9 protein-coding genes and 3 tRNA genes are annotated in these 11,427 nt (G+C 68.5%); 11 read left to right on the top strand and 1 reads right to left on the bottom strand.

Annotated features, from left to right (window positions below; translation table 11 throughout):
• Nucleotides 1–2,269 precede the first annotated feature (2,269 nt).
• From KUTG_RS28975 to KUTG_RS28985, 3 genes are all read left to right on the top strand, one after another.
• A tRNA-Glu gene (locus KUTG_RS28975) sits at nt 2,270–2,342 on the top strand.
• 17 nt (nt 2,343–2,359) lie between these two features.
• Nucleotides 2,360–2,433 (top strand) — tRNA-Asp (locus KUTG_RS28980).
• Nucleotides 2,434–2,464: 31 nt separating this feature from the next.
• A tRNA-Phe gene (locus KUTG_RS28985) sits at nt 2,465–2,538 on the top strand.
• A gap of 756 nt (nt 2,539–3,294) precedes the next feature.
• Here KUTG_RS28985 and KUTG_RS64035 read toward each other — a convergent pair.
• Nucleotides 3,295–3,687 carry a hypothetical protein gene (locus tag KUTG_RS64035; RefSeq protein ID WP_232241007.1) on the bottom strand — a complete coding sequence of 131 codons (393 nt, stop codon included), beginning with the start codon at nt 3,685–3,687 and terminating at the stop codon, nt 3,295–3,297.
• Here KUTG_RS64035 and KUTG_RS28990 point away from each other — a divergent pair.
• The 8 genes from KUTG_RS28990 to KUTG_RS29030 all read left to right on the top strand — a co-directional run.
• Entirely contained in the window at nt 3,668–5,071 is a 1,404-nt protein-coding gene (locus KUTG_RS28990) for a sugar transferase (protein ID WP_043731001.1), read from the top strand. The two genes, KUTG_RS64035 and KUTG_RS28990, sit on opposite strands and share 20 nt — an antisense overlap.
• A 34-nt stretch (nt 5,072–5,105) precedes the next feature.
• Nucleotides 5,106–5,882, top strand: a complete 777-nt coding sequence (locus KUTG_RS28995; protein ID WP_043721220.1) for a glycosyltransferase family protein — start codon at nt 5,106–5,108, stop codon at nt 5,880–5,882.
• An 86-nt stretch (nt 5,883–5,968) separates the two neighbouring features.
• Nucleotides 5,969–6,901 carry a glycosyltransferase family 2 protein gene (locus KUTG_RS29000; RefSeq protein WP_052395542.1) on the top strand — a complete coding sequence of 311 codons (933 nt, stop codon included), beginning with the start codon at nt 5,969–5,971 and terminating at the stop codon, nt 6,899–6,901.
• Nucleotides 6,902–6,959: 58 nt separating this feature from the next.
• A complete protein-coding gene (locus tag KUTG_RS29005; protein WP_043721222.1) occupies nt 6,960–7,766 on the top strand; it encodes a Wzz/FepE/Etk N-terminal domain-containing protein in 807 nt (268 codons plus the stop codon).
• Nucleotides 7,763–9,088, top strand: a complete 1,326-nt coding sequence (locus KUTG_RS29010; RefSeq protein ID WP_084579923.1) for an O-antigen ligase family protein — start codon at nt 7,763–7,765, stop codon at nt 9,086–9,088. Before KUTG_RS29005 ends, KUTG_RS29010 begins: the two co-directional genes overlap by 4 nt.
• Nucleotides 9,085–10,038, top strand: a complete 954-nt coding sequence (locus KUTG_RS29015; protein WP_052395543.1) for a glycosyltransferase — start codon at nt 9,085–9,087, stop codon at nt 10,036–10,038. The genes KUTG_RS29010 and KUTG_RS29015 overlap by 4 nt, the downstream gene beginning before the upstream one ends.
• On the top strand, nt 10,035–10,853 hold the full coding sequence (locus KUTG_RS29020) for a glycosyltransferase family 2 protein (RefSeq protein WP_198047346.1): 819 nt from the start codon (nt 10,035–10,037) through the stop codon (nt 10,851–10,853). Before KUTG_RS29015 ends, KUTG_RS29020 begins: the two co-directional genes overlap by 4 nt.
• Before the next feature lie 180 nt (nt 10,854–11,033).
• Nucleotides 11,034–11,427, top strand: a 394-nt coding sequence (locus tag KUTG_RS29030) for an oligosaccharide flippase family protein (RefSeq protein WP_043721227.1), incomplete at its 3' end; no start/stop codon positions are given.

Genomic DNA, 11,427 nt, shown 5'->3' on the forward strand with positions numbered 1-11,427 from the left:
AACCGAACGGCGTCCCCGTGGCTCACGGTGAGCATCACCCATTGACATTCGTTCAGCAGTGCCTTCCCGAACCGGCTACCCCTCGCCGCCTCGCCCCGCCCGGTGTCCAGCCCGGTGCCGGCTCGAAAGATCGACGAGCGCCCCCGGGGATAGGCGAAGTCTTCCGAACCGTGGAAGGTCACCCGTTTCCGCATTGCGGGATCCGCGATGTAAACCCCCTGTGCGCCCGCCTTCCCGATCGGGCGTTCGGCCCCGCAACTGCGCCATTTCAACGGTGTTCCGATCCGGCTTTGCCGCTGTCCCGCCGCCTCCGCCCGGTGATCCACTCCCGCACGCTCCTCGCCGTCCCCGCCCCGCCCGCTCCGCCACCCGCCCCGTGCCTGCTGCCCCCTGCGTCACATGTGCTCCGCATGCGGCACAGGGAGGCAAGTACGACGCGCATGTGACATCTGGTGTCGTAGGCGCCTGCCGGCTCGCTACGTCACATGCGCTCCATATGTGGCACGGAGTGGCAAGTGGGAAGCGCATGTGACATCCGATGCCGTGGGCGGAGGCTGTGTGCTCAGCCCGTGGCGGGCCGGAGGCCGGTAGGCCCCGGTCGCCCCCAGGAAGAGCGGATCGAACCCGGTCGGCCCAGCCGGGCGGCAGCCTGTCAGGCGGCCCAGCCGCCGGCATCCTGCCCAGCGGTTCCAGCCGACCGGCATCCTGTCCAGCGTTCTCGCGCGACGGGATCCGGCCTGGCAGCGCCGGCGGCGGCTGACCGATTGACGGGCCGAGGCCGGCATCATCGGGCAACTGGCTAGCTTTCCTCATCTTCTGCCCAGGGCGGACAATCAAGATCGACTACCGCCACGGGGTAGCCGTGCGGAGCGGGGACCTGGGGCGCGAGCAGGGGACTGGACCGATACAGGTGTTGGCGCAGTTGATCAGTAACCGGTCCGGTGCATAACTCACGGTCACTCTGCGTCTGAAGGGAATCACTCTCCGGGGGGCTGCAAGGGGCGGCACGGCTCGCTTAGCCTCGCCGCCGAGAGCTGAGTCGGGGAGGCACCATGAGCGGGTCCCTTGAAGTCCGAAAGTTCCTCTGGCAGCACGACGACTCGATGCCGCGAGGCTCGACACACGCATTGTTATGGGCCTCCCACCTTGTTTATATAAGTGCTGACAGGGGATTAAATTTGGGTGGGGGAGACCGGGTAACGAAGACGAACGTTCCCTTTTCTCGGTACTCGGCGAGTGGAAATTGACCTACCAGTGCATACCGGTGATCGTCTGACGCGCGTGGCGAGGTTTACCTAGGCACGTTGACATTGGCAATAGCTCATTGGTACAAGGAGAATATGGGAGGTGACCGCACTTATAAAGGAAGAATAGCGGAAGGATAGAATATTTTTTGCTGAAGTACAGTAGCTGATCCTACTAAGTAACTTCTCATGACGCTTAGATTCGTGCTGATGAAGTCCCCCTCGCGGCGACCTGAGACGGCCCGCTCGAGTCGAATTGACGCTCTTTTACGGGTATGCCGAAAGCACAGGCATACTTAGAGAGATGACTCATGACTATTGCAGACTTATGACGGGGAGTATTTCTCATATCCATCCGCCGTGTCACTCTTCACGACTGCCGCCAGCTGCTGGACATGCTCGGCCTGGCGCCGGGCGACGACGACGGCGTGCCGCCGGTCCGCCGCTGAGGCGGCGAAGCGGGGCACGGACGGCCATCGACCAGGACCGGTCGTCGGGGCCAACGGCGTTCGGGGCGCCGCCCGGCGGTCGGTCATCCTTCAAGCAAACGGGCAGACGCGAGACTTCGTCACCTCCGGTTTCGTGAGGTGTCCTCGCCTGGCCGATCGCCGCCAACAGATCGGGCGGCCCCGGCCAAATGTCGGTACATGGCGACAAGTGGATGCGCGGGTGGTCCATTCGGTCGCTTGCTGACACGAATTTGTCCGGTCGTGAATATCTGACGGCTGACGCCGCGTGAAGAATCATCAGAATTGTCGAACGTGGCGTGTGGGCCGGTGGCGGCGGAGTGTGGCGCAGCCCACTCGAACTGGTCGGGCGGCTCGGCGGGCTCCGGGAGGCCCTGAACAGGGCTTGATCGACCGCCCTGGGCCGCCGTGCGCCGGGAAAGTGCAGGTGGGGGGCCTCTGGGGCATTGGATTTGGAAGTTAACCCCGACCCGTTCTATGCTACTCGTGCTTCCAGCGGACAGCCGTTGGAGGGCCCGGAAGCCAAGGTCCCTCATGACGAGGTCCAAGGAAGACGGAGTCCTCATCGTCTAGCGGCCTAGGACCCCGCCCTTTCAAGGCGGTAGCACGGGTTCGAATCCCGTTGGGGGCACGGCAGTACAACAGTAAGGCCCAGTGGCGCAGTTGGTTAGCGCGTCGCCCTGTCACGGCGAAGGTCGCGGGTTCGAGTCCCGTCTGGGTCGCAAGAGTTCGATCGGGCTTCCGGTCTTCTCTGGCCAGGTAGCTCAGTTGGTACGAGCGACCGCCTGAAAAGCGGTAGGTCGGCGGTTCGACCCCGCCCCTGGCCACTCGCTCAGGGGGCGTGTGTCTGCGGAAAGCGCAGACATCGTCGCTCGTTGTTTGTTCTGGGGGCGACCCCCAGACCCCCGAGGCCGGGCTTCGCCCGGCACGTGGTCGTAGCTGTCAAAGGGCGTGGAACACCAATGGTGTTCTGCGCCCTTTGTGCTATTTGCCGGCCGCGCGTTTCTTCGCTTACTTGTGACCCGCCACCCGCCCGGGTGGCGCAGCCGTGTCCTGCCCACGGATGGGCGTCACGTTCGGTTCAACAAAAGCCGTAACTTTCCCGTATCACCACCCCTATCGAGTTACTCGTCACTCAAGTGGGGGATATTCGGTCATGCCTGTAGAACCGTTCGGCGGTAGAAGGAATAACCTGTCTGCCTAATCGTCATGGTCGTGAGTCGGATATCGTCCACGCCGACCCCGGCCGCCCTTCGAGCACGGCCGTGGGTTCTCGGTGGCTCTCACGCCCCGAATCAGTTGATCTTGGGAGACGGGATGCGGGTTCGGGTGAGACAGCTCAGACGGGGCGACGCCGCCGGCGCGGTGTCGATCCCGGCGCCCCCCGGCGTCCCGCAGCGCCAGCCGGCCGGCAGCAACCAGACCGAGAGCAGGCCGACCGAGAACAGACCCGCTCAGGACATGCCGGCCGAGGCCAGGACCGCAGCGAGCAGGTCGGTCGAGAACAGGACCTCGGCGGTCAAGACGGCCGAGAGCGAGCTGGCCGAGAGCCGAACCGTCCATGACAGACCGGTTGCGAGTAGTCAGACCGAGGGCAGGACCATCGGGGGCTGGCCGACCGAGGACATGGTGGCCGAGAACAGGTCCGTCGAGTTCAGGCCCATCGGCGGACGGCTGGAGCTGGACGAGAACCAGCCGGCCGAGAGCCGGACCGTCCAGGACAGGCCGGCCGCAAACACCCAGACCGAGAACAGGCTCGTCGAGAACCGGCCGGCCCGGAACAACAGGACCGCCCAGAGCTGGTCCGTCCAGAACAGGACCGCCGAGAACGGTTCCGCCGCCAATAGCGCCGCCGACAACAGCGCCGCCGGAGGCCGGCCGGCCGAGGACGGACACGTCAGCGGCAGGCCCGTCGAGAACCGGACAGTCGAGAACAGGCCCGTCGAGGACCGGCCGGTGGCGACGTGGGAGGTCAAGTACCGGCGCGTGGTCATCGCCAGCGACCTCGGCGCGATCCTCGCGGTGGTGGTGCTGGTCGGGGCCATCGTGGCGAACTCGGCGACGGCGGGGGACTTTCCGCAGGTGCTGGTGGCGATGGCCACCGTGGTCACGGTGTTGGCCTCGCTCACGGCGTGCCGGGCCTGGAGCACGGCGGTGCTCGGACAGGAGGCGGAAGAGTTCCGCCGCCTGGGCAAAGCGGTTGTCGCCGCGGCGGTGGTGCTGGCGGTGGTGAGCCTCGGCCTCGGCCTGCCGGGAGTGCGCGGCTGGATCTTCCTGGTGGTGCCGGCGATCGCGGTGGTGGCCTTCCCCCTGCGGTACATCCTGCGCCAACTGCTGCACCAGCGCCGCCGAGCGGGCCGATGCCTATTGCCGGTGCTGGTGGCCGGCAGCGTGGACACGGCGACGGACCTGATCGCCCGAACCCGACGCGAGCCGCACAACGGCTGGCGGGTCGAGGCGGTGTGCGCCAGCGGGACGTCGAAGTGGTTCGGCCCGGGCGATATCGACGGCGTGCCGATCGTGGGCCACCTCGACGAACTCGCCGACCACGTCCGTCGCGGCGGCTACCGAGTCGTCGCCATCACGTCCGATCCGTACTGGACGCCGCTGCGGCTCCAGCGCCTGGCCTGGCAACTAGAGGGAACCTCGGCCGAGATGGTCGTCGCCCCCGTCCTGATGGAGGTCGCCGGCCCGCGCGTGCACGTCACAGGCGTGCTGGGCATGCCGCTGCTCCGCGTGAGCGCGCCGACCTTCACGGGAGCCCGCCGCGTGGTGAAGGAGATCGTCGACAAGATCGGCGCGCTCCTGCTGCTGACGGTGCTCGCCCCGATCCTGATCACCATCGCCGCCGCCATCCGCGTCGGCGACCGCGGACCCGCCCTGTACCGGCAGCAGCGTGTCGGCAAGGACGGAAAACCGTTCACCATCCTCAAGTTCCGCACCATGGTGGTCGACGCCGACCGCCGCCGTGCCACCCTGCTCGGCGGCAACGAAGCCGCCGGGCCGCTGTTCAAGATGCGCCGGGACCCCCGCGTGACGCCGATCGGCGCGGTGCTGCGGCGCTTCTCCATCGACGAGCTGCCCCAGCTGGTCAACGTGTTGCGCGGCACCATGTCCCTGGTCGGGCCGCGGCCGCCGCTGCCCAAGGAGGTCGAGGCCTACGGGCCCGACATGCTGCGGCGGTTGCTGGTCAAGCCGGGCCTGACCGGCCTGTGGCAGGTCAGCGGGCGAAGCGACCTGACGTGGGACGAGTCCGTGCGGCTGGACCTGCGCTACGTCGAGGACTGGTCGCTCGCCCTCGACGCGCTGATCCTCTGGAAGACGGTGCGCGCCGTCGTACGGGGCCAAGGGGCGTACTGATCGTGTCCCCAAGGGAACGGACCGAGGTGTCCTCGTGAAGGTCGTGCTGTTCTGCGGTGGTTACGGCATGCGCATGCGGGGCGGAGCCGCCGACGACATCCCCAAGCCCATGCAGCGGGTGGGCCCGCGGCCGTTGCTGTGGCACGTGATGCGCTACTACGCCCATTTCGGACACACGGACTTCGTGCTGTGCCTGGGTTACGGCGGCCACCACATCAAGGACTTCTTCCTCGACTACCGCGAGACGGCGTCCAACGACTTCGTGCTGAGCAACGGCCGGGTCGAACTGCTCTCGTCGGACATCTCGGAGTGGACGATCACCTTCGCCCACACCGGGATCGACGCCCCGATCGGCGAGCGCCTGCGCCGCGTGCGGCACCTGCTCGACGGCGAGGACATGTTCCTGGCCAACTACGCCGACGTGCTGACCGACGCCCCGCTCGACGACATGGTCGACCGCTTCGCCGGGTCCGAGGCCACCGCGTCGATGATGGTCGTGCCGCCGCAGTCCTCGTTCCACTGCGTGGAACTGGGCGAGCACGGCACAGCGACGGGCATCACGCCCGTGAGCCAGCTGCCGCTGTGGGAGAACGGCGGCTACTTCGTGCTGCGGCAGGAGATCTTCGACCACCTGCCGCCCGGCGGCGACCTGGTCGAGGACGCGTGCGGCGACCTGGCCAAGCGTGGCCGGCTGCGGGCCTATCCGTACCGAGGTTTCTGGCAGCCGGCCGACACCGTGAAGGAACGAGTCGCGCTGGAGCAGGTGTATCGGTCCGGTGATCGCCCGTGGATGCTGTGGGAGCGCGCATGAGACAAACGGAGGACGCGGGACCTTGCCGGATGGAGGACGGTGGCCGACCCTGCACCGGTGATCCCGCCGTCAGCCCAGGAGGTCAGGTGAACCGGAAGTCCACGCCGCCGCTGATCGGCACGGCGAGTGCGTCGGTGTCGGTCGGATTGCCCGTGTACAACGGCGAGCCGTACCTGAGCACCGCGCTGGCCAGCCTGCGCGAGCAGCGCGACGTCGACTTCGAGCTGTGGATCGGGGACAACTGCTCCACCGACGGCACGGAGGAGATCTGCCGCGAGGCCGCCCGTCAGGACAACCGCATCCGCTACCGGCGGCGTGAGCGCAACCTCGGCTCCACCGGCAACCACAACCGCCTGGTGCACGAGGCCACGGGCCGCTACTTCACCTGGGCCGCCGCGGACGACGCGTACGAGCCGGACCGCCTGCGCAAGATGGTCGAGGCGCTGGCCGATCGGCCCGACGCGGTGCTCTCGTTCACCTCGGCCCGTCAGATCGACTCCGCCGGGCAGACGGTCGGTCACTGGGACAACCCGTGCCGCACCGACCACCGCGACCCCGTGGTCCGCATCCGCGACCTGGTCGGCATGGAACACGAGAACTACCACTGCTACGGCCTGTACCGGCGGGACGTGCTGACCAGGACGCACCTGCTGCCGCCGGTGAAGAACAACGACCGGATCCTGATCGCCGAACTGGCGCTGTACGGCCGTTTTGTGGAGATCCGCGAGGAACTTCTGTTGCACCGCCTGCACGATCAGCGGCTCACGCAGTCGGTGTCGCAGCGGGACTGGTACCGCACCCAGCGCACCGACGGCAAACGCCTGGTAATGCCCAATGTGGAGGAAGCGGGCTGGTACCTGAAGGCGATCGCGGGGGCTCCCCTGCGGCGCCGGGAGCGGGTGCTGGCACTGTTGGCGCTGCGGCCGTGGATTCGGGAGAACGCGGCGCCGATGGCCCACAACGTGGTGCGGGCGGCCGTCGACGGGGCCCGCATCGCCGCCTCGGCACTGCGCAAGTGAGATTTCGACCGCGGGCGGCAGCCGGCGGTGTTCGGGTGAGGCGAAAGGGAACACGGACGTGGACGCGTTGGACATCCTGCGAGTGCTGCGACGGCGGTGGAAGATCACCGCGATGGTCGCCGCTGTGCTCGTGGTCCTGGTCGGCGCCGTGGTGTTCCTGGTGCCCCAGCAGTACAAGGTCACCGCGATCAGCCTGATCACGCCGTCGAGCAGCCAGGACGTGCAGAACCCGTACACCGCCGCGGGCCGGGCCGAGTCGCAGATGGCGGCGCTGCTGGTGACCGTGCTGACGTCCTCGGCCGTCACCGACGGCTACGAGGAGAAGGGCGCCACCGGGACCATCGAGGTCACCAACGCCAACGGCGTCACCGACACCTCGCAGACCGACAGCCCGTTCATCACGATCACCGTCACGGACAGGACGCCCGACGGCGCGGTCCGCGGCGCGCAACTGGTGCGGCAGCGGGCGATCGACGAGCTGAAGAACCGTCAGGACGCGGCCAAGGTGGCCGACGCGCAGCGACTGACCATCACCGACGTGCTGCCGGCGGCGAACCCGATCACCACTCGCGCCTCCCAGTACCGGGCCGTCGGCCTGGTCGCCGCGCTCGGGCTGGTGCTGGGTGTGCTCGGCGTGGTCATCGCCGACCGCGTCCTCACCCGCCGCAAGCGTGAAGGTGAGCCGGAGAAGGACAAGGACGGCGACAAGGCCAACGGCGAACGCCGCCAGGGCGTGCTGCCCGAGTTCCTGCCGAGCCCGGCTCCGCCCAGGACTCCGTTGCAGCCCCCGATCGTCGAGCCGTCGACGATCAAGTTCTCACCCGTGCGCAGCGACGAGAAGCAAGGCGGGGGTAGCCGCCGATGACGGTGGCCGCGGCCGGCAGACGGACGCCGGCCACCGCTGTCGCGGCCCACGCGCTGTTCCGCGTCTCCCCGCACGTCATCCTGTCGATCTACGTGCTGCTGCTGGCCTTGCCGCAGAACAACGTGCTGGTCGGCGGCGGTGGCGGGATCACGCCGGCCCGCGTGGTGGCCGGCGGCTGCCTGTTGTGGTGGCTGGTGGCGCGGTTCGCCGGCGGCTTCCGGCTCGCGGTCGGGGAGAGCCCGATCCGCCGGGTGTTGTTGCTGGCGCTGGCTTTGCTCGCCGCGGCGGATGCGGTGGCCTTCATGGGCGGCGTGCAGGACTCGCGGATCGCCAACGCCGATCGCGGCGCGATGCTGTTCGTGCTGGCGGCGGGCGCCGCCCTGCTGGTGTGCGACGGACTGAGCAGCACTCGGGCCCTGCGCGCGGTTTTCGCCGGCGCCGTGGTGGGATTCACCGGCTCGGCCGTGTGCGCCATCCTCCAGTTCGGCACCAGCGTCGATCTGCGCAAACTGACCGTCTTTCCGGGACTGGTCGCGCAGGGGCTCGGCGACCTCGCCCTCGGCCGCGGCGGTCTTGAGCGGTCCATCGGCTTCTCGGGCCATCCCATCGAGCTGGCCGCGACCACCGTCGCGATGCTGCCGCTGGCTCTGCATCTCGCGCGGTACGGGCGATTCAAGCCGTTGTGGTGGATCTGCGCGGTGCTGCTCATCGGCGGCCCGCTGGTGTCGATCTCGCGCACCGGCCTGCTCGGCCTGACCGTGATCGGGATCTTCCTGCTACCCCGCTACGGCCTGGTGCGCTGGCTGTTCGTGGCCGGTGTGCTCAGCAGCGCGGTGTTCGCCGCCGGTGTCGTCTGGCCGCGGCTGCTCGACGTGCTCATCGACACGGTCACCGGGTCCAGCAAGGACTCCAGCATCTGGTCGCGACTGACCAAGTACGACTACGTGTGGTCGCACTTCCTGGCCAAACCGCTTGGCGGGCAGGGCTTCGGCACCTACGTGGCGCCGATCCAGCCCTATCTGGACAACCAGTACCTGCTGATCACGGTCGAGGCGGGGCTGCCGGGCCTGATCGCGTTCATCGCGCTGCTGGCCGTGCCGCTGTGGTGGGCCTTCCGGATCTGGCGGTCCAAGCACATCGACTCGCCGCCCCAGGTGCGGGACGCGGCCTGGGCCGTCGCGGTGGCGCTGCTGGTGTGCACGATCAGCTTCGGCACCTACGACGGGCTGGCTTTCCCCCAGATGGCTGGAATTTCGCTGTTGCTCGTCGGCTGCGCCGGTGCGCTGTACCGGATCGCCCAGCGAACCGAGGTGGCCGTATGACGCGGGTGATGGTCGCGGTCGTGACCTACAACTCCGCCGCCGATCTGCCGAGCCTCGTGGCCAGCCTGCCGGCCGGTCTGGACGGTGTCGACTGGCGGCTTGTCGTGGCGGACAACAACTCTGCCGACGACAGCGTCGACGTGATCCGATGCCTGGCCCCGGCGGCGACGGTGGTGGAGACCGGCGCGAACCTGGGTTATGCCGCCGGCATCAACGCCTGCGCCGAGCTGGCCGAACCGGACGAGGCCCTGTTGGTGTTGAACGCCGACGTTGTCCTCGAACGTGGCTGCGCGCGGGCCCTGCTGGCCGCGTGTGCATCGGGATCGGTCGGTGTGGCCGTCCCGTTTGTCACTCGATCGGATGGACTTGTCGAGCCGACCCTGCGTCGTCGTCCGACGGTTTCACGCGTGCTGGCCGAGGCTTTGCTCGGGGCGCATGCCGGTTCGTTCGGGGAACGCGTGGCCACGCCGGCTCCGCCGCGTGACATCGACGTCGACTGGGCCAACGGCGCCGTGCTGCTGATTCCCGCCGACGTCCGGCGGCGCATCGGCCGGTGGCAGGAGGATTTGTTCCTCTACTCCGAGGAAGTCGACTACTGCCGCCGCGTCGTCGACGCCGGCTGGCGGGTTCGGCAGTGCGCGAATGCCCGCGCCATTCACCGCGGCGGCGATGTCACGGCGTCGCCGGCGCTGTGGGCCCAGCTGATCACCAACAAGGTCGTGCACGTGGCCCGCTGGGAGGGCCGTGCCGCCGCAGAACTCGTGTGGGCCACGTTGTTGCTGGCTCAACTCGTCCGACTACCGTTGCGCCGCGGCACCCATCGCCGCGCGCTGTTCGAACTCCTGCGTGGCCGTCGGGCGTTGCTCGCCGGCCTGCCGACCAATCCGGCCGCGCCGCCGGAGTTCCGCCGCCGCATCCCGGTGACCGGGACGATTGGAGGCCGTGCTTGAAGGACTACGCCCTGCTGCCGAGACCGGTGAAGGACCTGCTCCGCCAGTCGGTCGGCCGCAACGTGGTCGGCGAGAACTGGTGGCGCCTGCGGTTCGCGGCCGAGCGGTTCGACGCCGAGCGGGCCGAGCACACCGAGGTCGTCGCGCTGGCGGCCGCCCTCGGCCGCGCGCCGTCGGCCACGGTCGCCGTGGTCATGCCGACCTATCGCCGTCCGGAGCGCCTGGTCGCCGCGGTCACCAGCGCCCTGAACCAGACGGTGCGGGACGTCGTGGTGATCGTCGTGGACGACGGTGGCGGCGAAGTCCGTGACCTGCCCGACGATCCCCGGATCGTCGCGTTGAGACTGTCGAAGAACCACGGCAGTCCAGGGTTGGCGCGCAATGTGGCCCTGCGGCTGAGCCGCTCGCCGTACGTGGCCTTCCTCGACGACGACAACACGTGGCGGCCGGACCACCTGGAACGGTCGCTGGCCGCGCTGAAATCCGGCGCGGGCATGGTCTACACGGCACTGCGGCGGCTGCGTGAGGACGGCAGCGAGCTCGACGTGCTGAGCCGGCCGTTCAACCGCGCGGCCCACCGCGACGGCGAGTGGGTCGACATCAATGCCGTGGTGCTGCGGCGTTTCCCCGGCGTCAGGTTCGATCCGTGGGCCCGGCCGCGCTGGGTGCATCCCCGTGAGGACTGGGAGTTCGTGCACCGCGTCTCCGGCAAGTTACGGGTCCGCCACATTCCGGTGGCCACTGTGGACTATTCGGTGCACAGTGGCAGCTACTTCACCGACTGGGACGCGACCGCGATCGGAGCCACCACGTGAGCGAGGTCGTCGAGGACCCGCCGGACACCGACCGTGCCCTGTCCGGACAGGTCAAGCTGGGCCTGCGGTTCAGCCTGATCAACACGGTGTTCTCCCGCCTGGCGACCTTCGCCGTCGGCGTGCTGCTGGCCCGGCTGCTGGCGCCGGAGCAGTTCGACAATATACACGACCGCGCTGGTCGTGCAGACGCTGCTGCTCACCTTCAACGACTTCGGCACCGCGACCGCGCTGGTCCGCCACAAGGGCGAAGTGCGGCCGATGCTGCCGACGGTGTGGGCGTTCTCCGTCGGCGGCGCGACCATCGTCTACCTGCTGTGCCTGCTGACGGCCCCGTTCCTGGCCTCAGGCCTCGGCTCGCCACAGGCGGCGGACCTGGTGCGGGTGCTGTCGCTCAATGTGCTGCTCGACGGTTTCGCGGCGGTTCCCGGCGCGTTGCTGACGAGAAACCTGAGACAGGCCAGGCGTCTCATCGCCGACGTCGCCGGACTGGTGGTCAACCTGGCGCTGACCGCCACGTTGGCGGTCACCGGGTTCGGCGCGTGGGCGCTGGTGATCGGCCACGTCAGCGGCACCG

The sequence above is a fragment of the Kutzneria sp. 744 genome, from assembly GCF_000568255.1.
Taxonomy (GTDB): domain Bacteria; phylum Actinomycetota; class Actinomycetes; order Mycobacteriales; family Pseudonocardiaceae; genus Kutzneria.

Bases quoted from the DNA above. Each gene is read 5' to 3' on its own strand.
- KUTG_RS29010 (WP_084579923.1), top strand. From the start codon at position 7,763: ATGACGGTGGCCGCGGCCGGCAGACGGACGCCGGCCACCGCTGTCGCG.
- KUTG_RS29015 (WP_052395543.1), top strand. From the start codon at position 9,085: ATGACGCGGGTGATGGTCGCGGTCGTGACCTACAACTCCGCCGCCGAT.